The organism is Novosphingobium sp. SG751A, assembly GCF_013149295.1.
GTDB lineage: Bacteria > Pseudomonadota > Alphaproteobacteria > Sphingomonadales > Sphingomonadaceae > Novosphingobium.
On the sequence record NZ_JABGCB010000002.1, the window covers coordinates 269,643 to 291,211 of the forward strand.

Consider the following 21,569-nt stretch of genomic DNA (forward strand, 5'->3'; position numbering starts at 1 on the left):
TCAGGCTGCGCCCCGGCGCTCCGTCACGAAATTCAGCAGCGAGCCATAATCAGACAGCATATCGCCATCGACATCTTCATCCTCGACGATGATGCCCAGACGGTCCTCGATTTCCGTCAACAGCCCGGCCACCGCCATCGAATCCAATTCTGGCAGATGGCCAAACAGGCCGGTTTGCGCGGTAAAAGCCTCGGCCTGGCCCGGTTTCAGCCCCAGCACATCGCGCAGGATGGCGCGGAGCAATTGGTCGGTATCGTCTTGCATGGCATTCCTGTATGTTTAATTCACCTTGCCCCGGTAGCCGCCTCACTGGTTTGCCTCAAGCCTTGGCTGCATAGCGGCATTTGGTTTCCAAATTATCTAGGGCGTTCAGGCAATCCGGCAAGCAAGTGGCGCAGCAGCGATTTGGCGATTGGCTTCCACTGGCCGGGGCGCAGCGGATGATAGGCGGTGATTCGATAACGCGGGCGGGCTTCCTCCATCCAGTCGCGCTTATAGAGATCATCGCCCGTGCCGAAATCGACGGTATGCACATGGTCGCCGTCGATCACCCGTTCAAACAGGGCCGCCGACAGGCTGGTGCCCGGCGAGATCGGCTTGGCCGCCTCGATATAGGCCAGCTTGTGAATATAGGCGGTGCCGTTTTCGACGGTCCACATCTGCGCAGCAACGGGCTGGTTCACGCCCTCGATCTCGCCATGGGCCACACCCATGCGCAAACGGCCCGCTGCGCCCTCTTCCTGCGCGAAACGGCGCAGCAGGGCAGGTGATCCTTCCTCCGGCTTCCAGCTTTGCGCATAGATGGCTTCGTAATCCGCCCATGCCGCATCGCTGAAGCTGTCATGGAGGGTGATCGACACCTTCTTGGCCTTACGCTTCAATGTGGTGCGCAAAGGGCCGGGGCGAGCGGCGAGATATTCCGCATAGGACCGCCCGCCCAGGCGCAGGAAATGGTTGGTGTCGCAAGGCGCGCGTTCGACAAACCAGCCCGCGCGGGCAAAGGCGGCCTCGATCATGCCGGCCTCGCCATCCTCATCGGGCACCGGCCAGAGCGTGACCCGCCCCGTGCGCCCCCGCAGATCGCGCGCCAGCGCGACAAGCAGCCCCAGCCCATCGGCCCCCGCCGACACACGCGGGCGCACCGTAAAGGCATACCAGTTCGCCAGTGGCCCCAGCCCATCATCCCGATGCGCCAGAGGCAGCACCGCGACATCATCCCCATCGCGCGCAACGCCCAACATCGGGCGTACCCCGCCCATCTCGGCTAGAGCGGCAAACCATTCCAGCCGGTCGAAAGGTCCCGGCGCGACAGGGGCACGCAGCAGCGCGCCAAGCGCATAATCGCCTTGCAGTTCGTTAAGGTTAGCGTGATAGCTGAGCCGGGTCACAAGCCTGTCCGAAATCGGGAAAATCCATGGTACAGCACAGTATTCCGCTCGAAACCGCTCCTTTGCCGCTGGACCATCTGGCGATCCGGGGCAGGGATGAGGCTCCTGCGTTGGTGCTGCGCGAAGGCGTTCTTAGCTATAAGGATTTAACAGAGCGTGTCGGTGCGATGGCGGCATGGCTGGCCGCGCGTGCGGAAAAGGGCGCGCGCATCGCCACATGGGCGGCCAAGGGCGAGCTGACATGCCTGATGCCTTTGGCGGCGGCGCGGGCGGGCATGGTGCATGTGCCGATCAATCCGCTGCTCAAGCGGGCGCAGGTGGCGCATATTCTGGCTGACAGCGGCGCGGCGCTGCTGATCGCCACGCCCGCGCGGCTGGCTTCGCTGGAGGTGGGTGATGCGCCTTGCCCGGTGATGGCCGAGGGCGGGGCGGTTGAGGAGAGCCGAGCGTATGATCCGCTGGGGCCTAGCGATGCCGGTCCTGATGCTCTGGCTGCGATTCTTTATACCAGCGGCTCGACCGGGCGGCCCAAGGGGGTGATGCTGTCCCATGCCAATATGTGGCTGGGAGCGCAGAGCGTGGCTTCCTATCTGGATCTGCGCGAGGATGACCGGGCCCTGGCGGTGCTGCCTCTCAGCTTTGACTATGGCCAGAACCAGTTGCTTTCGCACTGGTACGCCGGGGCCAGCGCGGTGCCGCTCGATTATCTGATGCCGCGCGATGTGGTAAAGGCCATCGACCGCCATGATGTGACCACGCTGGCCTGCGTGCCGCCGCTCTGGGTGCAGTTGACGGAACTGGAATGGCCCACCCATGTGGCCGCCAAATTGCGGCGGCTGACCAACAGCGGAGGAGCGCTGACGGTCGATTTGGTGCATCGGCTGCGCGCGATCTTTCCCGCGGCGCGGCTGTTTGCCATGTATGGCCTGACCGAGGCGTTTCGTTCGACCTTTCTCGACCCCGCGCTGATCGACACCCATCCCACCAGCATGGGCAAGGCGATCCCCCATGCCGAAATTCTGGTGGTCGATGATGCGGGACGGATCGTCGGTGATGATGAAGAAGGCGAACTGGTCCATTGCGGCCCGCTGGTGGCGCAAGGCTATTGGCAGGATGAGGCCCGCACCGCCGAGCGTTACAAGCCCGCGCCGCAGGGCAGCGTCTATGGCGGCATGGCGGTGTGGAGCGGCGACCGCGTGTGGCGCGATGCGGACGGTCTGCTCTATTTCGTCGGGCGGCGCGATGCGATGATTAAAACAGCGGGCAACCGCATCAGCCCGCAGGAGATCGAGGATGCCGCCGTCGCCACCGGGCTGGTGGCCGAGGCGGTGGCGCTGGGCCTGCCCGATGACCGGCTGGGGCAGGCGGTGCATCTGGTGGTGCGCGTGGCGCCGGGGGCTGATCAGGCGCGCGAGGTCCTGCCGCAGCGGCTCAAGGCCGATCTGCCCAATTTCATGCAGCCTTCGGTGATCCACTGGAAGGAGGCTATGCCCATCAGCCCCAATGGCAAATTGGACCGAGCAGGATTGTATCAGGAAATGCTGGAATGGAAGATTGCCGTCGATCAGGCCACCTCGCGGGAGCGTGATGCATGAAGCCTTTGGGGCCAATACCGGCAGGTTTTGCCGCGCGCGATGGCATTCTCACGATTGATGGAGCCAAGGTCACCGAACTGATCGCGCAGAGCGGGGGGGCGACGCCTCTGTTCGTCTATTCGGGCACCATGCTGCGCGCGCGGGTGGCCGATCTGCGCGCGGCCATGCCGGACCGGCTGGCGATCCATTACGCGATGAAGGCCAACCCCTTTGCGCCCCTGCTGCGACTGATGGGCGGATTGGTGGACGGGTTCGACATCGCCAGCGGCGGCGAGTTGGGCATGGCGCTGGCGGCGGGGCTGGACCCTGAACGGATCAGCTTTGCCGGGCCGGGCAAACGCGACATGGAATTGCAGGCCGCGATCATGCGCGGCGTCACGCTCAATCTGGAATCCGAAGGCGAGGCCGAACGCGCGCTCAAGATTGCCGAGCGAATCGGTAAGGTCCCTAGGCTGGCCATCCGGGTAAACCCCGATTTCGGCCTTGCGGGATCGGGCATGAAGATGGGCGGCGGGGCCAAACCCTTTGGTGTGGATGCCGAGCGCGTGCCTGAACTGGCGCGACGAATCGTCGGGGCCGGGGCCGAGTGGCGCGGATTTCACATCTTCGCCGGGTCGCAATCGCTCTATACCGACGCGATCATCGAGACTCAGGCCCAGACTATCAAGCTGGCCGCCCGGCTGGCGCAGGAGGCGGGCGTGGGCCTGCCGCACTGCAATCTGGGCGGGGGGATGGGCATTCCCTATTTCCCCGGTGACACGCCGGTCGACGCCCCCCGCGTGGGCGAGGCGCTGGCGCGTGAATTTGAACAGATGCCTGACGTTCTGGCCGAAACCCAGTTCTGCATCGAACTGGGCCGCTATCTGGTAGGCGAGGCGGGGGTTTACTTGACCCGTATTGTCGATCGCAAGATCAGCCATGGCGAAATCTATCTGATCACCGATGGCGGTTTGCATCACCAGCTGGCGGCCAGCGGTAATTTCGGCACGGTGGTGCGGCGCAACTATCCCGTTGCGATCGCCACGAAATTCGGCCGCGAATCGGTCGAGGAGGCCAGCGTCGTGGGCTGTCTTTGCACCCCTCTGGACCGGCTGGCCGACAAGGCGGGCTTTCCCCATGCCGATGTGGGCGATCTGGTCGCGGTGTTTTGCGCCGGTGCCTATGGTGCCAGCGCCAGCCCTTCGGCCTTTCTGGGGCAGGGGCCGGCGCGCGAGATGCTGATATAAGGCGTGTTACCTAGTCTAGACTCCTTCATCTTTACCAATATGGCTTTACTTTGCCCGTTCGGCCTCGGGCAAAGTTTTGCGCAAGACGCGCCAAGACGCCGCAAGAATCGCGGCTGTTAAGAAGTTTCCGGCAATTGTCCCCATCTGGGACCACACTTCAAAAAGGCCGGAATTGGCCGGTTGTGTGCCACAATGGCTAACCGGATCTTTACCCTTCTTGCCCATACCGCACCTTGAACTGCCGTACCTTCCATCAGGAATGCATCCTGCTGGCCAACCGGACGGCGCCGTCGAGGAAAAGGACCATGTCGAGCAAGAGTTTTGCAACGCTGCTTGGCGGAGCTGCGCTGGCCAGCGTCGCCATGGCGGGCTGCGCCGACGCCAGAACCGCACCGCGTTTGCCCTCCGCCAATTTTGTGGCGCTTCAGGAAGGGCCGGGCGAGGATTACGTGATCGGGCCGATGGACGAACTGACCGTGTTCGTCTGGCGCAACCCTGAACTGGGCGCGCGCGTCCAGGTCCGCCCCGATGGCCGCATCACCACGCCGCTGATCGCCGACCTGCCCGCCACGGGCAAGACGCCCAGCATGCTGGCTCAGGACATCCAGCTTCAGCTCAGCCAGTATATTCAGGACCCGCTGGTCTCGGTGATCGTCAACCGCTTTGCAGGCACGTTCTCCGAACAGATCCGCATCGTCGGCGCCACCGGGCGCCCCGCCTCCATCCCCTATCGCGCGAACATGACTATTCTGGACGCGATGATTGCGGTGGGCGGGATGAATGAATTTGCGGCCGGTAACCGCTCGAAGCTCGTTCGCTTCGACAAGGCCACCGGCAAGCAGAAGGAATTTTCGCTGCGTCTTGGCGACCTTTTCAAGAAGGGCGACTCCAAGGCCAACGTGATGCTGATGCCGGGCGATGTGATCATCATCCCCGAAAGCATCTTCTAAGCAGGGGGCCATCCGATGAATACGCTTCTGGAAGATTTCCGGGCAACGTTGCACAGCATCTGGCAACGCCGCTGGCTCGCGCTCGCTGTAGCGTGGGTGGTGTGCGTTCTGGGTTGGCTGGGCGTTTCGATGGTGCCCAACACCTATGAATCGCGCGCGCGCATCTTTGTTCAGCTCTACGATCCGCTGGCAACGCAGGTCGGCATCAACGACACCGACCGCAAGGCCGCTATCGACAAGGTGCGCGATTCGCTGACCGGCACGCTCAATCTGGAGCGCGTGATCCGCTCGACCCGTCTGGGCGAGAACATCACCACGCGCAAGCAGATGGACGGCGCCGTGGCGGGCCTTGGCAAGGCGATCAAGATCAACGCCGATCAGGACAATCTGTTCACGATCACCGCGCGTTCGGCCTCGATGCGCTATTCCGATGGCGAAAACGCCCGCTTGTCGCGCGATGTCGTCCAGAAGCTGATCGACATTTTCCGCGAGGAGAACCAGAACGGCGGTCAGGGCGAAATGAAGCAGACGCTTCAATTCCTCGATCAGCAACTGGCCAATCGTCAGGGCGAGCTTCAGGCCGCCGAACAGCGCCGTCTGGCCTTTGAATCGCAGCATCCTGAACTGGCGCAGGGCGGCGTTTCGCTGATCCAGCGTCTGGAACAGAGCCGCGCTTCGATCCGTGGCCTGGATGCTGACATTGCCGCCGCGCAAAGCTCGCTTGCCGCCATTCAGGCGCAGGTGGCCAGCACGCCCCAGACCGTGGCCGTTTCGGGCCCCACTGGTGGCCTGCGTGGTCAGCTGGCTCAGGTTCAGTCGGATCTGGCGATGATGCGCGCTCGCGGGCTCACCGAAAACCACCCTGACGTGATCACCGCTCGCAACCAAATCGTCTCGCTGCGTCAGCAGATCAAGGCGGAAGGCAATTCGGGCGTGGCTTCGGGCACGCCGAACCCGGCCTACAGCTCGCTCGAATCGATCCGCGCCGAACGTCAGGCCAATCTGCAATCGCTGCAGGCCCGCCGTACGGCCGCCGAAGGCGAGATCGCCCAGATCACCTCGCAGCAGTTCACCAATCCCGAACTGATGCAGGAAGCGCAGAACATCAGCCGCGACTATGACGTGCTGAAGAGTCAGTATGACAAGATGCTGACTGACCGTGAAAACCTGCGCCTCAAGGGTCAGGTCGTCTCGGCCCGCGGCACCGCCAAGGTCGATGTGCTGGACCCGCCGGTTCTGCCCCGTGCGCCCACCGCGCCAAACCGTCCGCTGTTGCTGCTGATCGTTCTGGCTGGTGGCATCGTGGCCGGCATTGGTGTGGCCTTCGCCGCCGGCGAACTCCAGTCGAGCTTCTCGACCACGAGCAAGCTGGAGCGTTCGACGGGTCTGCCGGTGCTGGGCGCCATTTCGCAGACGCTGACCGCCGAGGGCGTTGCCAGCAAGGCGCGCCGTACCCGCAACTTCTACGCTGCATCGGCGGCTCTGGGCGGCGTGTTTGCCCTGTTGCTGGCGATGGAATTCATCCAGCGCGGCACGATCGCCTGAGGAGGATGACATGAACGAACCTCTCAAGAATCAGGACTTTCCGCAAAAGCCGGAAGAATCGCACAGCTCGCTGATCCAGCGCGCGATGCAGGCCTTCGATCGCGGCCAGTTCGTGCCGCCTTCGGGTCCGGCCGATCTGCTGCCGCCCTCGCTGACGCCGCAGGCTCCGGCGCAGGCTTATGCTCCGGCGCCCATCGTGGCCCCGGTTGCGCCGCCGCCGATGTATGGCGAACAGGCCGCCCATACGCCCCAGTTCGCGCCCCAGCAGCCTGCCGTCGCGCCCGCTGCTCCGGCGCCCTCCTTCCATCGCATCAACCACCAGCGCCTCGCGCTGGAAGGTTTCGCGGTGCCGGGAGGCGCGGCCAATGCGCAGGTCGAGGAATTCCGCATCGTCAAGCGCCAGCTTCTCGAACAGGTCGAGGATCTGCGCCGTCAGGGCGCGGGCGTCGAGGCTCAGGCGATCCTTGTGACTTCGGCTTTGCCCGAGGAAGGCAAGACCTTTGTGGCGATCAACCTTGCCATGTCGATCGCGGCGGAAAAGGACAGCGAAGTCGTGCTGGTCGATCTCGACATGGCGCGCTCCTCGGTGCTTTCGACGCTGGGTCTGCCTTCTGGCCCCGGTCTGGTCGATGCGATTGCCGATCCGCGCATCGACGTGCGCGATCTGGTGATCAAGACCGATCTGGGCGGGCTTTCGGTGTTGCCGGGCGGCCGTCCGACGGCTTCGGACTCCGAATATCTGGCCTCGGCCCGTGCCAAGGCGGTCATTGCCCGCCTTGTCGAAGGGCATCCCAACCGGGTGGTCGTGTTCGACACCCCGCCGGTTCTGGCCGCTGCTCTTGCGGTCGAGGTCGCCAAGCTGTCGGCCCAGACCGTGCTGGTGGTGAAGGCAGAAAAGACCTCAGGCAGCGCGGTACAGGATGCCGCGGGCCTGTTGTCGGCGGGCTGTCCCAATGTGCAGGCGCTGCTCAACGGGGTGCAATTCAGCCCCAGCGGCCGTCGCTTCGGCACCTATCACAACTATCGCGGGTAAAGATTATGCGGGCGATGCCTCATCGGATTTCTGTTCTGGCTCTGGGCGTGGTGCTTGCGGCTTTGCCGCAGGTGGCCGCCGCCCAGCCCCGCCAGACTGCCGCCCAGACACAGGGTCTGAACGATGCGGCGATGCAGGCCATCGCCCCCAATCTTGCCGATAATACTATCCAGACCACCGACAACAGTCGTGACAATGGCGCGCAGGGCGTGGTCCAGCAGGATGAGGCGATCGGGGCCAATCCCTATACGCCTTTCTCCTATGACAATGACGTAACCTATACGCAGGCCGATGGTTTGCGCACCAGCAACACCAACCGCCGCGAAACCCCCGCGGACCGCGCGGGCCGCTATTACGGCGCGGCCTACAGCAGCGGCGATCTGGCCTCGGCGGCCTATTCGGACGACGATTATAATTCGACCCGCGGCAAGACCACGATGAAGCCGCGTCGTCTTGGCGTGTTCGATCAGGGCACGGTGGACAAGCGCCGTCTGGCGATCCGCCCCTATATCGAGGCCGCACAGGTGGTGCAGGCCAACCTCGGCTCGCGCAGCGGCCTTGCCTATAATGACGATGTCGTCACCTATTCAACATTGGCGGCGGGCGCGGACGCGACGATCAACGGACGCAACAATCAGGGCGTGATTTCCGCCCGTTACGAGCGCCGCTTCACCTGGAACCGCAAGAGCAACACCGATGGCGTGACCGGCATTGCGCGCATGTCCTCCTCGATCGTGCCCAATGCGCTGCGCGTCGATTACGGCGGCTTTGCCAATCGCACTTATGTGACCGAAACCGGCGCGGCCTTTGGCTCCAGCGCGGTGGGGGCGGATTCGCTGACTCAGGTTTACTCGGTCTATGCCGGGCCGACCCTTGCCACGCAAAAGGGCGATGTGGCCGTGACCGCGCATTATCATGCCGGTTACACTGCGCTCAATTCGCAGGGCAATGTCAACGCCAACGGCGTTTCGGCGGGTGTTGACCGGCTGGACCATTCGACCGTGCAGGAAGGCCGCATTGCCATCGGCAACCGTCCGGGCGAGGGGCTTCCCGTTGGTCTTGGCGTGGACGCGGGCATCTATCAGGAAGACGTATCGAACCTGACCCAGCGTGTCAGCGACAAGCATGTGCGCGGTTCGGTGACGATCCCGGTGGCCGAAGACGTGTCGCTGGTGGGCGGCGCAGGCTATGAACATGTGCGGGTTTCGGCGCGCAACGCCAAATTTGACAGCGCGGGCAATGTCATTGTCGATGCCAATGGCCGCTATGTCACCGATTATTCGCAGGGCCGCCAGATCGCCTTCGACACCGAGGGCCTGATCTGGGACGCGGGCGTGGTATGGCGCCCCAGCCGCCGCACCAACATGGAGTTCCATGTCGGCGAACGCTATGGCCGTCTGGGCGGCTATGGTTTCATCAATTATCAGCCCGACGATCACTCCAGCTTCAATCTGGTGGTCTATCAGGGCGTGACGGGCTTTGGCGGGGCGTTGACCAATTCGCTCTTCAACCTGCCCACGCAATTTTCGACGGTGCGCGATGCGATCACCGGCAATCTGTCGAGCTGCGTTGCGGCGGCGACTTCGGGCAATTGCCTTGCCGGCTCCATCGGTTCGGTCAACTCGACGGTCTATCGCGGCAATGGCTTCTCGGCCGGCTATTCGTTTGACCGCAGCCGTCTGCGCGGCGGCATCGGCTTTGGCTATGAGCGCCGCCAGTACATCACGGCCCCCAACACCATTCTGGCCAATATCAACGGCAAGGTGGACCAGTATTACTGGGTCTCGACCTATCTGGGCTATCACGTGACTCCGCGTTCGACCTTTGGCGCCACGCTGGACGGGTATAAATATATCAGCGGGCTCAACACCGCGCAGGGCGACATCAACGCCATTCGCGCCGTGGGCCTTTATCAGTATTACATGTCGCGCCATCTGACGGCGACCGCATCCTTGGCTTTGGACGGAATTACCCGCGAAAAGGCCGATGACCTGTGGAGCACGGCGGCCGCGCTTGGTATGCGTTACACCTTCTGATCCCATTGGGGAGAGCAAGAATGTTCGATAATTTCTATGGTTTCACCGGGCGCCCGTTTCAGCTCACCCCCGATCCGGCGTTTTATTTCGAGAGCCTGACCCATCGCAAGGCTTTGTCCTATCTGGGCTATGGTCTGGCGCAGGGCGAAGGCTTCATTGTCATCACCGGCGAGGTGGGCGCGGGCAAATCGACGCTGGTGGCCCATCTGATGGCCACCATCGACCGCAACCGGCTGACCGCGGCGCAGATCGTCACCAGCCGTCTGGACAGCGGCGAACTGGTCCATGTCGTGGCGCAGGCCTTTGGGCTGAGCGTGCCGGGGCAGGACAAGGCCAGCGCACTGGGCGCGATCGAAAAATTCCTGCATGACGAGGCCCGTGCGGGCCGCCGCTGTCTGCTGGTGGTGGACGAATCGCAGAATCTTGCGCTGGGCGCGCTCGAAGAATTGCGCATGTTGTCCAATTTCCAATTGGGCAGCCACCCGCTGCTGCAAATCCTGCTGCTGGGCCAGCCCGAATTCCGCGACAGCCTGCAGGGCCACCCCGGCCTTGAACAATTGCGCCAGCGCGTGATCGCGGCCCATCACCTCGACGCGATGGAGCCGGGCGAAATGGAGCCCTATATCATGCACCGGCTGCGTCTGGTGGGCTGGAACGGTAATCCGCAATTCGATCCGCGCGTCTTTGCCGAACTTTACACCGCCACGGGCGGTGTGCCGCGCCGGATCAACCAGATCGTCAACCGCCTGCTGATCCTTGGCGCGGTGGAACAGCGCCAGCATATCGACGGCGTGATGCTGGCGCAGGTGCTGGCCGAACTGACGGCGGATGGCGGTTTGCAGATCGCCCCCGCGCCCAGCCAGCCTACGCCGGCCACGGCCGCCGCGCAGGGGCTGACGCTGCCCACATCGGCGCAGCCGCAGGCCATTCCGGCGCAGTTTGCTGCTGAGGGCCTGACCCAGCTTCAGGCCGCTCTGGCCCAGCGCGACAGCCAGATTGCCGAATTGCAGCAGGCCGTGATCGAACTGGCCAATCAGGGCGACACCTCGGGGCTGGAAGGCGCGGATGCCGCGCATAAGGCCGCCATCGAGGTGATGCAGGAACGTCTGGCCAAGCTGGAAAGCCGGTTGATCGAGCAGGACCGCACGATCCGCCACACGTTGACCATGCTGATCGAATGGATCGAGCGCGACGAGGCGCAGCGCGTCGCCGCCTGATCCCCTTCTCGCCGGGAGACAGATGTATGGTGGCCGCAACGCCGCTGGTAAAGGCCCGCTTGGTCAACGCGTTTTCGGTCGATGTTGAGGATTGGTTTCAGGTCGGCGCCTTTGAAAAGGTGATCGACCCAGCCGATTGGGACAGTCTGGCCTGCCGGGTTGATGTCAATACCAACCGCCTGCTCGATATGTGCGCGGATCTTGGCGTGAAGGCCACGTTCTTCACATTGGGCTGGGTGGCTGCGCGCCACCCGGCGTTGATGCGGCGGATCGTGGAGCAGGGGCATGAGCTGGCCAGCCATGGCTGGGCCCATGCCCGCGTGTTCACGATGGACGGCGCCGGTTTTGCCCGCGACATTGGCGATGCGCGCAAGGCGCTGGAGGATGCCTCGGGCGCGCGCGTCATCGGCTATCGCGCGCCCAGCTTCTCCATCGACACACGCACCCCATGGGCACACGAAATTCTGGCCAGCCAAGGCTATCTCTATTCCAGCAGCGTGGCCCCGATTGCCCATGACCATTATGGCTGGCGGCAGGCCCCGCGTTTCGCGTTCCGCCCGGTGGCGGGGGCCGATCTGATCGAGATCCCGGTCACCACGGTCGAGGCGATGGGGCGACGTATGGCGGCGGGCGGTGGCGGCTTTTTCCGCGTGCTGCCCTATGCCTTCAGTCAATGGGCGATGCGCCGCGTCAATGAACAAGACGAACGCCCGATCATCTTTTACTTTCACCCGTGGGAAGTGGACACAGATCAGCCCCGCGTTGCCAATGCTCCGCTGAAAAGTCGCCTGCGTCATTATACAAATATTGACGGAATGGAGGCTAAGTTACAGCGAATGCTCAAAGAATTCGCATGGGGGCGTATGGACAACGTGGCGGCAACCGAAGCTTTGCGGGTGGTGGAGTTCGAGCGGTGAACGCGCCCTTTCGTATTGATGTGGATCTGCGCGTGGGGCTGGTCGATCTGAATGCCCCGGACGCGGTGCGCTCGATCGAGGCTTTTCTGGCCGTGCATCCCGATGCCACGCCTTTCCACCGCCCCGTCTGGTTGCAGGCCGTGGCGCGTGGCACAGGCAATGATGCGCTGGCGCTGGCGCTGACCCGCTGCGGCGTGGTCGAGGGCTATCTGCCGCTGACGCAGGTGCATTCCCCGATCTTTGGCCGGGTGCTGGCGTCGAGCGGCTTTGCCGTGGGTGGGGGCGTGCTGGTTGCGCCCGATGTAGATCCTGCGCCTCTGTTCGCGGCGGTGGAGGAACTGGCGCTGCGTCGGTCCAGCCCGTCCGTCGAATTGCGCGGCGGGCCGCTGCCCGAAACCCGCAAGGGCTGGGCGATCAAGCGCGAGAGCCATTGCGGCTTCATCCGCCCGCTGGCCGAAAGCGACGAGGCAGAACTGACCGCCATCCCGCGCAAGCAGCGCGCCGAGGTGCGCAAGAGCCTTGCGGGCGACCTGACCGTGGAAACCGGCAATGGCCCCGCCAGCCGCTTGGCCCATTACGGCGTCTATGCGCAAAGCGTGCGCAATCTGGGCACGCCGGTTTTTCCGCGCGCGCTGTTCGATGCGGTGCTGGACCTCTTTGGCGATGATGCCGATATTCTGACCATCCGCCACGATGGCGCCCCGGTGGCCAGCGTGCTGTCGGTCTATCACAAGGGCGCGGTCATGCCTTATTGGGGCGGCGGCACGTGGGACGCGCGGCGGCTGCGGGCCAATGACCGTATGTATTACGAGCTGATGCTGCATGCCCGCCGCCGGGGATGCACCCATTTCGATTTCGGGCGCAGCAAGACGAACAGCGGCGCCTATGATTTCAAGCGCAACTGGGGCTTTGATCCGCAGCCGCTTTCCTATGGCGTATGGACCGCGCCGGGCGCGCCCAAACGCGATGCCGATCCCACCAGCGCGACCCATTCGCGCCGGATCGACCTGTGGAAGAAGCTGCCCTTGCCGGTGGCCAATCTGATCGGGCCATGGATTGCGCGGGGGCTGGGATAGGGGAAGGCTGGAATGAGCACGGAAATCCTCTTTCTTTCGCATCGGATCCCTTTCCCGCCCAACAGGGGCGACAAGATCCGCTCGCACCATATCCTGCGCCGTCTGGCGCGGATGGCGCCGCTGCATGTGGGCTGTTTTGCCGACGATCACGCCGATCTGGCCGAAGAGGTCGAACTGGCCTCGCTGGCCCATTCCTATCGTCTGGCGCGCCGGACCAAGCCTCTGGTGCTGGCCGGGTTTCAGGCGCTCAAACAAGGTAAGCCGATCAGCCTGACCGCTTTTCGCGATGCCAGCATGGCCAATTATGTGCGCGAAAAGCTGGCCAGTGGGCGGATCGGCACGATCTACGTGTTTTCGAGCCAGATGGGCCAATATGTGCCCGATGATTTCGCGGGGCGGGTCATCATGGATTTCGTCGATGTCGATTCGGCCAAATTCGACGCCTATGCGGAAAAATCACGTGGGCCGATGGGCTGGGTCAATGGCCGCGAGGGGCGGTTGCTGGCCGCCGAGGAAGCCCGCCTTGCCGCCCGCGCCGATTTCAACCTGCTGATCAGCCGGGCCGAGGCGGATCTTTTTGCCCAAAGGCTGGGCGCGCTGGCGCGTCAGGTGCGGATCGAGGTTTTGGGCAATGGTATCGATTCGGAATATTTCGATCCTTTGCAGGTCGGCCCGGAATGCCGGATGGCCACGATGCCGGGGCCGCGCCTGATCTTTACCGGCCAGATGGATTATCAACCCAATGTGGCCGCCGCCATTCGCGCGGCGCGCCATATCCTGCCCCAGGTGCGCCAGCGCCATCCCGGCGCCACATTCCACATCGTGGGCCGCAGCCCGACCGATGCGGTCAAGGCGTTGAGCAGTGTTCCGGGCGTGCATGTCTGGGGCCGGGTGGATGACATTCGCCCATGGCTCAAGGCGGCGGATATGGCGCTGGTGCCGCTCGACATTGCGCGCGGGGTTCAGAACAAGGTGCTTGAGGCCATGGCAATGGAATTGCCGGTGGTGCTGACCAGCGCGGCGGCCAATGGCATCAACGCGGTGGCGGGCCATCATTTCGCCGTGGCCGACAGCGACGAGGCGCTCATCGCGCTGGTCAATAATCTGGCTGACAGGCCGCAGGCGGGCAAGGCGATGGGCATTGATGCGCGCCGCCTTGTGGTCGAACGGGCCAGTTGGCAAAGCACGCTGGCGCCGCTGGCCGATATGCTCTCGGCGCCGTTGCGCAAGTGGCGCGATGCGGCGTGAGCCTTAGCCTGTCTGAACAGGGCCGCCTGGGATGGGCGGTGGATCAGGCATGGCGCGGGGCGTTGGCAAGGCTGGCGCTGGTCTGGGTCGGGCTGATCGCGCTGTTCTGGCGCGATTGGGCCGCGATGGGGCATCAGTGGTGGGACAGTTCCACCTATAATCACATTCTGATGGTTCCGGCCATTCTGGGCTGGCTGGTGGCGCAAAGGTTGCCCGATTTGTTGCGCCTGCCGGTGGGCATGTGGCGCGGCGGGCTGGGGCTGATGGGTGGGGCGCTGCTGCTCTGGGCGCTGGGCGCGCTGGCCAGTGTGGCGCAGATCACCCAGATTGCGGCGGTGGCGATGCTGATCGCGGCGGTGCCTTTGGTACTGGGGCTGCGCGCTGCGCTGGGCCTGCTGTTTCCGCTGGCCTATATGGGCTTTCTGGTGCCCTTTGGCGATGAGGCTATCCCGCTGCTTCAGACGATTACCGCCAAGATCACCATTGCTCTTGTCCATATCAGCGGCATTCCGGCGCGGATCGACGGCGTGTTCATCGCCACGCCTGCGGGCCTGTTCGAGGTGGCCGAGGCCTGTTCGGGCGTGAAGTTCCTTGTCGCGATGATCGCCTTTGGCGCGCTGGCGGCGCATGTGTGCTTTGTTTCATGGGGACGACGGGCGGCGTTTATGGCGCTGTGCGTGGCCGCGCCCATTCTGGCCAATGGCGTGCGGGCGTGGGGCACGGTCTATGTCGCGCAATATTACGGCGCGGCGGTGGCGGGCGGGGTCGATCATATCATTTATGGCTGGTTCTTCTTTGCGGCTGTGATTGCCGGAGTGATCGCGCTGGGCTGGCGGTTTTTCGACCGGGCGGCGGGTGCGCCGATGCTCGATGCGGACGCGGTGATGGCGCTGCGTCTGCCTGCGGTGCGCGGGATTTCGGCGGGGGCGTGCTTTGGCGCGCTGGCGGCAATGGTGCTCGCCGCGCAAGGTTGGGTGATGGCGGCGGATCGTCTGGCGGCGCCCATGCCTGCGCGCATTGCCCTGCCCGAGGTGGCGGGCTGGCACCGGGTCGATTACGCGCCGCGCCATGCGTGGGAGCCGCGCGCGGGCGGGGCCGATCATCGCCTGCTGGGCCGCTATGCCGATGCGCAGGGGCATGAGGTGGACGTGTTCTTCGCGCTCTACGCCTCGCAAGGGCCGGGCAAGAAGGCGGGCGGCTTTGGCGAAGGTGCGCTGCGCCCCGAAACCGGATGGTCATGGCAGGCGCCGGGGCCGGATGTGGCGGGCGCGCATAGCGACCGCCTGCTCGCCGGTGGCCCGACCGAGAGGTTGGCCCAGACCAGCTATAAGACCGGCGACTTGGTGACGGGCAGCAATGCGCGGCTGAAACTGGCCAATATCATCGACCGCCTTTTGCTGCGCCGCCGCGCGACGATGCTGCTGATTCTCTCGGCCGAAGAGGGCGGGGCGTTTCGGGCGGCGGATTCGCTTGCGGCGTTCAGGGCCGGCGCGGGGCCGATCGGCGACTGGATGGACGCGGCGGCCAAGGGTTTGTAAGGGGTTCTCATATGTGTGGTTTTGCTGGAATCTTTCACCTTGAGACCCCCAAGCCGGTCGATCCGGCGCGGGTTGAGCGGATGTGCGATGCCATTGCCCATCGCGGGCCTGATGGCTTTGGGGTGTGGACGGCACCAGGCATCGGCATGGGGCATCGCCGCCTCTCGATCATCGACATTGCCGGTTCGCCCCAGCCGATGGCGTCCACCGATGGTCGGGCCATGCTGTTGTTCAACGGCGAGATCTATAATTACCGCGAATTGCGCGCCGAACTGGCGGCGCAGGGGGCGGTATTCCATACCGATGGCGACAGCGAGGTGATCCTTGCAGCTTATCAGCGCTGGGGTGCCGATTGCGTGTCGCGCCTGTCGGGCATGTTTGCCTTTGCCATCTATGATCTCGATGCGCGCTCGCTGCTGCTGGTGCGCGACAGGTTGGGGGTCAAGCCGCTGTTTCTGGCCGAGCTGTCGGATGGCAGTCTGATTTTTGGGTCAGAACTGAAGGCGCTGATGGCGCATCCCGGCTTGCGGCGCGAGATCGACCCGCTGGCGGTCGAGGATTATCTGGCCTGGGGCTATGTGCCTGATCATCGCTCGATGCTGCGCGGGGTGGAGAAATTGCCCGCCGGGCATCTGATGATCCTGAAGCATGGCGCGCCCAAACCGGCTCCGCGTGAATGGTGGGATGTCAGCTTTGCCGAGCGGCGCAAGGGCAGCGCGGCGGATCTGTCGGCCGAACTCATCCATCTGATGCGCGATGCCGTCACCAGCCGGATGGTGGCCGATGTGCCTTTGGGCGCGTTTCTGTCGGGCGGGGTCGATTCCTCCTCTGTGGTCGCGCTGATGGCCGAGGCGAGCAATTCGCCGGTCAAGACCTGCTCCATCGGGTTTGACGTCAAGGCGTTGGACGAGAGCAATTATGCCCGGCGCATCGCCGAGCAATTCGGCACCGATCATCAAAGCCGTATAGTGTCGCCCAATGATTTCGAGGCGGTCGATCATCTGACCGCGATGTTCGACGAACCCTTTGCCGATGCCAGCGCCCTGCCGACATGGCGCGTGTGCCAATTGGCGCGCGAAACGGTGACCGTGGCGCTGTCGGGCGATGGGGCCGATGAGGCTTTCGCCGGATACCGCCGCCATGTGTTTCAGCATGGCGAGGACCGGGTGAGGGGCATGATCCCGGCCGGGCTGCGTCAGGGCGTGTTCGGCACTCTGGGGCGGCTCTATCCCAAGGCGGACTGGGCGCCGCGACCGCTGCGGGCCAAGACCACGCTGCTCAACCTCGCGCGGACGAGCGAGGAGGCCTATACAGACGCGATCAGCGTAACGGGGCCTGCTTTGCGCGACCGGCTCTATACCGAGGAATATCGGCGGCTGCGCGGCGATTACCGGGCGGAACGGGCCTTTCTGGACTGTATGGCCCGCGCGCCTGCGCGTTCCGGGCTGGACCGGGCGCAATATGCCGATCTCAAATTCTGGTTGCCCGGCGATATTCTGACCAAGGTGGACCGGGCCAGCATGGCGGTCAGCCTTGAGGCGCGCGAGCCTTTACTCGACCACCGACTGATCGAATTCGCCGCCACCCTGCCGGAGAATCTGCGCGTGGCGGGCGGGCAGGGCAAGTGGCTGCTCAAAGACTCGATGCGGCGCTATCTGCCTGATGACATTCTGTTTCGCCCCAAACAGGGATTCGTTACCCCCATCGCGCAATGGCTGCGCGGGCCTTTGGCGGGCGAAGCGCGAAAAATCGCAGCGCAGGCCAAAGATGGCGGCGGGGCGCTGGGGCGCATGGGTTGGTTAAATCCCGTTAACCTCAACGAAATCGCAGAAGCGCATATTTCCGGGCTTTCTGACCACTCGCGGCTCCTGTGGCAGCTGTTGATGCTCGACAGGTCGCTTGTCCATCTGGGAATTGCCTGATACGCTTTACAACCGGCGCCGGGATTAATCGAAAAAAATTGTTTCATTTTGGGACGCATTGATGTAAAAAGTCTTTGCAATCCGTGGCTTAGCATGCCTAAACTTTACCCGATACAAGAGAACGGGATGACGCAATCGCGCGGCACTTCCCGTGATCGGAAAGGGTCGTGACGACAATGGACCGGATCACCGGTGAAATGGGCAATTTGCCTCCCTATGGGGACAACGGGGGCAATCATGGCATCTTCTTTCCGCAAGAGGACCCTGTCCAGGCGGCGAAGAACCGGCTTGCCGTTCCTGAGGCGCTGACCGATCTTGAACAACTCGACGTCCTGTATGACGATGCGGCAGGCACGATCTGGACCTTCATGCGTCCTTCGGGCCGCCCCAGCTTTACCCCCTCGTTCCTGCGCGATTTCGAAAACTGGCAGGATCTGATCGCGGCCAATTTCGGGCCGGACAAGATCCCCCTGCGCTATCTGGTGCTGGGCAGCCGGACGCCGGGCGTGTTTGGCTTTGGCGGCGATCTGGAGCTGTTTCAGAGCCTGATCCGCTCACAGGACCGCGAAGGGCTGGCTGCCTATGGCCATCGCTGTGTGGCCATTCTGGACCGCAACCGGCGTGCGCTGGAACTGCCGATTGTCACGATCGGGCTGGTTCAGGGGCAGGCGCTGGGCGGCGGCTTCGAGGCGGTGCTGTCGTTCGATTATCTGGTGGCGGAAAAGGGCGCGACCTTTGGCCTGCCCGAGGTAATGTTCGGCCTGTTCCCCGGCATGGGCGCGCATGCGATTTTGGCGCGCAAGCTGGGCACGGCGGCGGCGCAGCGAATCATCCTGTCGAACCGCACCTATAGCGCACAGGAAATGTACGATCTGGGCGTGGTGACGCATCTGGCCGAAAAGGGTGAGGGCGTTGCCTATGTTCAGGACTTCATCGCCAAGAATCAGCGCCGCCATGGCGGGCTGGTGGCCGCGCAAAAGGCGATCCGGCGGGCCGCTCCGCTTGAATTGCAGGAATTGAACGACATTGTCGATCTGTGGGCCGAGGCTGCGCTGGGCCTGTCGGAGAGCGATCTGAAGCTGATGTCGCGTCTGGCCGGGGCGCAATCGCGCAATCATACGGCGGCAGCGTAAAGGGGGCAGGGGCGCTTTACGGGCGCCCCCTCATTATTCTTTCACCCACTTATTCTTCACCGTGCCCCTTGGCCATGTAATCCTGGCTCTGCATCTCGGTCAGGCGGCTGATCGTGCGGTCGAATTCAAAGCTGCCGGTGTCGGTGTCCTTGTCGCCCGAATCATAAAGCCGGTCGAGCGGGGCGTCCGCCGTCACGAACAATTTGACCTTATGCTCATAGAGCGCGTCAATCAGGGTGACGAAGCGCGCCGCCTCGTTGCGCGTGTCCACGCCAAGGCGCGGGATCCCCACCAGAATGACCGTGTGATAGGCCCGCGCCACCGCCAGATAATCGGCCGCCCCTCGCGCATCGCCGCACAGCTTTTTAAAGCTGAACACGGCCACGCCTTTCAGGCTCTTGGGCACATGCAGCATCCGTCCGCCGCCCACATCCAGATCCGCTGATGGCACATGGCGCGCATCCTCGGGCGGAAAGTCGGTCAGGCGGAAGAATACCTCGCGGACCCGCTCGGTCGCGGGCAGGCCCAACGGGCAATGCCAACTGCGGATACCGGCCAGACGTTCGAGTCGGTAATCGACCGGCCCGTTGAGCGTCAGCACATCCAACTCGCCCTCGATCAGCGCGATGAAGGGCAGGAAATGTTCGCGGTTGAGGCCGTTCTTGTAGAGTTCGGACGGCGCGCGATTGCTGGTGGTGACCAGCGTCAGATTGTGGTCGTGGATCAACGCGGTGAACAGTCGGCTCATAATCATCGCATCGGCCGAATTGTTGACGACCATCTCGTCAAAGGCCAGCACGCGCAGCCCCTCGGCAATGCGCGCGGCGACCAGCGGGATGGGATCACCCGTTTCGCCCTGACGGACATCGCGCATGATCGCGTGGACTTCCTGCATAAAGGCATGGAAATGCACGCGGCGCTTTTCGGTGATGTTCAGCGTGTCGTGAAACAGGTCCATCAGCATGGATTTGCCGCGCCCGACCCCGCCCCACATATAGACGCCGCGCGCGCGAACCTGCTTGCGCCCGAGCAGGCGGCCAAAGAACCCGCCCCCGGAAGGCGTGGCCTCCAGTTCCTGTTGCAGTGTGTTCAACCGCTCCGCCGCCGCCGCCTGTTCCCGATCGACGCGCAATTCATGGGTATTGATCAACGCCCGATAGCGTTCAATCACAGTCGCAGGCTTGACCATCGTAGCGTCTTTTTAACTCTCAATCGCAGGTGATGCGGGCCAGAATATCGCCATCGCCGTCGACCTTGGTGGTCAAGGGCATCGAGCGATAGATGCCGCCGTCACGCTTCATTTCCGGGCCGTTGCCCTGCCAATGCAGTTTGCGGCCCATGTCGGTCGTTTCGGCATAGGCGTAAAGCGGGATATCTTCAATCTGGGTCAGCTTGTCCCCGGCGGGCGAGCGCAGATACGAGCTTTCGCGCGGGTTGAAATAATACCACCCCTGATCGTGGAGCCCCTTGTGATCGGTATAATCCAGCAGGACGCGCAAGGGGCGCGAGCAGGCGTTCTGGACAAAAATCTGGCGGCGGGCCTGCGCATGCGCATCCTGCGCCCCCGTGGCAAGGGCGGCGAGGGCGACAAGGCAGGCAAGCGAGGTGCGGAGCATCGTATTATCCCGAGGGTCAAGCGCAGATTGCGACCGTTTACCTGTCGCTAACCTATTCGTAAGGGTCGCATCAAGAGTTTGCGCGGAAATCGGATACAAAAAAGCACCGCCGGGCGGGAACCGGGCGGTGCTTTTTGCGTTCGGGGCCTTGGCCTTAAACGTGGCGTTCGGCCTGCATCTTCTTGATTTCGGCAATGGCGCGGGCGGGGCTCAGGCCCTTCGGGCACACATTGGCGCAGTTCATGATCGTGTGGCAGCGATAGAGGCGGAACGGATCTTCCAGCTCGTCCAGACGCTCGCCGGTGAATTCGTCGCGGCTGTCGGCCAGCCAGCGATAGGCCTGAAGCAGGATCGCCGGGCCAAGGAACTTGTCGCTGTTCCACCAGTACGAAGGGCATGAGGTCGAGCAGCAGGCGCACAGAATGCACTCATAAAGACCGTCGAGCTTTTCGCGCTGTTCGGGGCTCTGCAGGCGTTCCTTGCCCGAAGGCGTGGTCGAAACGGTCTGAAGCCAAGGACGGATCGAGGCATATTGCGCATAGAAATGCGTGAAATCGGGGACGAGGTCCTTGATGACTTCCATATGCGGCAGCGGCGTGATGCGCACATTGCCCGAAAGGTCTTCGATCGCGGTGGTGCAGGCAAGGCCGTTGCGGCCATTGATGTTCATCGCGCAGGAACCGCAAATGCCTTCACGGCACGAACGGCGGAAGGTCAGCGTCGAGTCCATCTCGTTCTTGATCTTGAGCAGCGCGTCCAGAACCATCGGGCCGCAAGCGTCGAGATCGATCTCGAAACTGTCATAGCGAGGGTTTTCGCCGCTGTCGGGATCATAGCGATACACGGTGAATTTCTTCACCTTGGTCGCGCCCTCTGCCTTATGGACGATGCCATTCTTGCTGATCTTGCTATTGGCGGGGAGGGAGAACTGGGCCATTTTCCGCTGCTTCCATCTCTGAACAGATTCTGTGAGGGGCGCATAGCCCCCTGCTTGCCCGCCTGTCTAGTGTCTTGTGGGTCAGGAGCAAGCAGAGATTTTTGCACTGCGGCGAAAGTCGCAGGCTTTGGCGTCCTATCCGGGGGAAAAGTGCTCCTATGCAAAAAGCCGGAGAGCGCTGGGCTCCCCGGC

The 21,569-nt window shown here is 63.4% G+C and carries 18 protein-coding genes; 13 read left to right on the forward strand and 5 right to left on the reverse strand.

The window, feature by feature from the left end; translation table 11 throughout:
• Both FHW96_RS03615 and FHW96_RS03620 read right to left on the reverse strand, forming a co-directional pair.
• Complete coding sequence (locus FHW96_RS03615; protein WP_172339190.1) at positions 1 to 264, reverse strand: acyl carrier protein; 264 nt, start codon at positions 262 to 264, stop codon at positions 1 to 3.
• 92 nt (positions 265 to 356) lie between these two features.
• Positions 357 to 1,388: a GNAT family N-acetyltransferase gene (locus FHW96_RS03620; RefSeq protein WP_371815620.1), complete on the reverse strand. Its 1,032-nt coding sequence runs from the start codon at positions 1,386 to 1,388 to the stop codon at positions 357 to 359.
• A 26-nt stretch (positions 1,389 to 1,414) separates the two neighbouring features.
• Between FHW96_RS03620 and FHW96_RS03625 the strand changes: the two genes are divergently transcribed.
• From FHW96_RS03625 to FHW96_RS03685, 13 genes are all read left to right on the forward strand, one after another.
• Complete coding sequence (locus FHW96_RS03625) at positions 1,415 to 2,983, forward strand: acyl-CoA ligase (AMP-forming), exosortase A system-associated (protein ID WP_172339191.1); 1,569 nt, start codon at positions 1,415 to 1,417, stop codon at positions 2,981 to 2,983.
• Positions 2,980 to 4,209: a pyridoxal-dependent decarboxylase, exosortase A system-associated gene (locus FHW96_RS03630; protein ID WP_172339192.1), complete on the forward strand. Its 1,230-nt coding sequence runs from the start codon at positions 2,980 to 2,982 to the stop codon at positions 4,207 to 4,209. The genes FHW96_RS03625 and FHW96_RS03630 overlap by 4 nt, the downstream gene beginning before the upstream one ends.
• A 305-nt stretch (positions 4,210 to 4,514) precedes the next feature.
• Entirely contained in the window at positions 4,515 to 5,159 is a 645-nt protein-coding gene (locus tag FHW96_RS03635) for an XrtA/PEP-CTERM system exopolysaccharide export protein (protein WP_168602364.1), read from the forward strand.
• A gap of 15 nt (positions 5,160 to 5,174) precedes the next feature.
• Positions 5,175 to 6,704 carry an XrtA system polysaccharide chain length determinant gene (locus tag FHW96_RS03640; protein ID WP_172339193.1) on the forward strand — a complete coding sequence of 510 codons (1,530 nt, stop codon included), beginning with the start codon at positions 5,175 to 5,177 and terminating at the stop codon, positions 6,702 to 6,704.
• A 10-nt stretch (positions 6,705 to 6,714) separates the two neighbouring features.
• Positions 6,715 to 7,737: an AAA family ATPase gene (locus FHW96_RS03645; RefSeq protein WP_172339194.1), complete on the forward strand. Its 1,023-nt coding sequence runs from the start codon at positions 6,715 to 6,717 to the stop codon at positions 7,735 to 7,737.
• A 14-nt stretch (positions 7,738 to 7,751) separates the two neighbouring features.
• Positions 7,752 to 9,773, forward strand: a complete 2,022-nt coding sequence (locus FHW96_RS03650) for a preprotein translocase subunit YajC (RefSeq protein WP_172339195.1) — start codon at positions 7,752 to 7,754, stop codon at positions 9,771 to 9,773.
• Between the two features lie 20 nt (positions 9,774 to 9,793).
• Positions 9,794 to 10,990 carry an XrtA/PEP-CTERM system-associated ATPase gene (locus FHW96_RS03655; RefSeq protein WP_172339196.1) on the forward strand — a complete coding sequence of 399 codons (1,197 nt, stop codon included), beginning with the start codon at positions 9,794 to 9,796 and terminating at the stop codon, positions 10,988 to 10,990.
• A gap of 26 nt (positions 10,991 to 11,016) precedes the next feature.
• On the forward strand, positions 11,017 to 11,907 hold the full coding sequence (locus tag FHW96_RS03660) for an XrtA system polysaccharide deacetylase (protein WP_172339197.1): 891 nt from the start codon (positions 11,017 to 11,019) through the stop codon (positions 11,905 to 11,907).
• Entirely contained in the window at positions 11,904 to 12,983 is a 1,080-nt protein-coding gene (locus tag FHW96_RS03665) for a FemAB family XrtA/PEP-CTERM system-associated protein (protein WP_371815621.1), read from the forward strand. The genes FHW96_RS03660 and FHW96_RS03665 overlap by 4 nt, the downstream gene beginning before the upstream one ends.
• Before the next feature lie 12 nt (positions 12,984 to 12,995).
• Positions 12,996 to 14,231: a TIGR03087 family PEP-CTERM/XrtA system glycosyltransferase gene (locus FHW96_RS03670; RefSeq protein ID WP_172339199.1), complete on the forward strand. Its 1,236-nt coding sequence runs from the start codon at positions 12,996 to 12,998 to the stop codon at positions 14,229 to 14,231.
• Positions 14,228 to 15,769: an exosortase A gene (gene xrtA, locus FHW96_RS03675; protein WP_371815622.1), complete on the forward strand. Its 1,542-nt coding sequence runs from the start codon at positions 14,228 to 14,230 to the stop codon at positions 15,767 to 15,769. Before FHW96_RS03670 ends, xrtA begins: the two co-directional genes overlap by 4 nt.
• A gap of 11 nt (positions 15,770 to 15,780) precedes the next feature.
• Positions 15,781 to 17,691 carry an XrtA/PEP-CTERM system amidotransferase gene (locus tag FHW96_RS03680; RefSeq protein WP_172339200.1) on the forward strand — a complete coding sequence of 637 codons (1,911 nt, stop codon included), beginning with the start codon at positions 15,781 to 15,783 and terminating at the stop codon, positions 17,689 to 17,691.
• A 176-nt stretch (positions 17,692 to 17,867) separates the two neighbouring features.
• Positions 17,868 to 18,824, forward strand: a complete 957-nt coding sequence (locus tag FHW96_RS03685; protein ID WP_253950714.1) for a crotonase/enoyl-CoA hydratase family protein — start codon at positions 17,868 to 17,870, stop codon at positions 18,822 to 18,824.
• Between the two features lie 49 nt (positions 18,825 to 18,873).
• Here FHW96_RS03685 and zapE read toward each other — a convergent pair whose 3' ends face one another.
• The 3 genes from zapE to FHW96_RS03700 all read right to left on the reverse strand — a co-directional run bounded on the left by zapE (position 18,874) and on the right by FHW96_RS03700 (position 21,377).
• Entirely contained in the window at positions 18,874 to 20,013 is a 1,140-nt protein-coding gene (gene zapE / locus FHW96_RS03690) for a cell division protein ZapE (protein WP_172339201.1), read from the reverse strand.
• 19 nt (positions 20,014 to 20,032) lie between these two features.
• A complete protein-coding gene (locus FHW96_RS03695) occupies positions 20,033 to 20,440 on the reverse strand; it encodes a hypothetical protein (protein ID WP_172339202.1) in 408 nt (135 codons plus the stop codon).
• Between the two features lie 154 nt (positions 20,441 to 20,594).
• Positions 20,595 to 21,377 (reverse strand): succinate dehydrogenase iron-sulfur subunit, encoded by a 783-nt coding sequence (locus FHW96_RS03700; protein WP_172339203.1) that lies wholly within the window; start codon positions 21,375 to 21,377, stop codon positions 20,595 to 20,597.
• Positions 21,378 to 21,569: the final 192 nt, after the last annotated feature.

Excerpts from the sequence above, each read along its gene's own strand:
- FHW96_RS03655 (WP_172339196.1), top strand. The coding sequence starts at position 9,794 with ATGTTCGATAATTTCTATGGTTTCACCGGGCGCCCGTTTCAGCTCACC.
- FHW96_RS03680 (WP_172339200.1), top strand. The coding sequence starts at position 15,781 with ATGTGTGGTTTTGCTGGAATCTTTCACCTTGAGACCCCCAAGCCGGTC.
- FHW96_RS03625 (WP_172339191.1), top strand. The coding sequence starts at position 1,415 with ATGGTACAGCACAGTATTCCGCTCGAAACCGCTCCTTTGCCGCTGGAC.
- FHW96_RS03700 (WP_172339203.1), bottom strand. The coding sequence starts at position 21,377 with ATGGCCCAGTTCTCCCTCCCCGCCAATAGCAAGATCAGCAAGAATGGC.
- FHW96_RS03635 (WP_168602364.1), top strand. The coding sequence starts at position 4,515 with ATGTCGAGCAAGAGTTTTGCAACGCTGCTTGGCGGAGCTGCGCTGGCC.
- zapE (WP_172339201.1), bottom strand. The coding sequence starts at position 20,013 with ATGGTCAAGCCTGCGACTGTGATTGAACGCTATCGGGCGTTGATCAAT.
- FHW96_RS03685 (WP_253950714.1), top strand. The coding sequence starts at position 17,868 with ATGGACCGGATCACCGGTGAAATGGGCAATTTGCCTCCCTATGGGGAC.
- FHW96_RS03660 (WP_172339197.1), top strand. The coding sequence starts at position 11,017 with ATGGTGGCCGCAACGCCGCTGGTAAAGGCCCGCTTGGTCAACGCGTTT.
- FHW96_RS03630 (WP_172339192.1), top strand. The coding sequence starts at position 2,980 with ATGAAGCCTTTGGGGCCAATACCGGCAGGTTTTGCCGCGCGCGATGGC.
- FHW96_RS03695 (WP_172339202.1), bottom strand. The coding sequence starts at position 20,440 with ATGCTCCGCACCTCGCTTGCCTGCCTTGTCGCCCTCGCCGCCCTTGCC.
- FHW96_RS03670 (WP_172339199.1), top strand. The coding sequence starts at position 12,996 with ATGAGCACGGAAATCCTCTTTCTTTCGCATCGGATCCCTTTCCCGCCC.
- FHW96_RS03640 (WP_172339193.1), top strand. The coding sequence starts at position 5,175 with ATGAATACGCTTCTGGAAGATTTCCGGGCAACGTTGCACAGCATCTGG.
- FHW96_RS03615 (WP_172339190.1), bottom strand. The coding sequence starts at position 264 with ATGCAAGACGATACCGACCAATTGCTCCGCGCCATCCTGCGCGATGTG.
- FHW96_RS03650 (WP_172339195.1), top strand. The coding sequence starts at position 7,752 with ATGCCTCATCGGATTTCTGTTCTGGCTCTGGGCGTGGTGCTTGCGGCT.
- FHW96_RS03645 (WP_172339194.1), top strand. The coding sequence starts at position 6,715 with ATGAACGAACCTCTCAAGAATCAGGACTTTCCGCAAAAGCCGGAAGAA.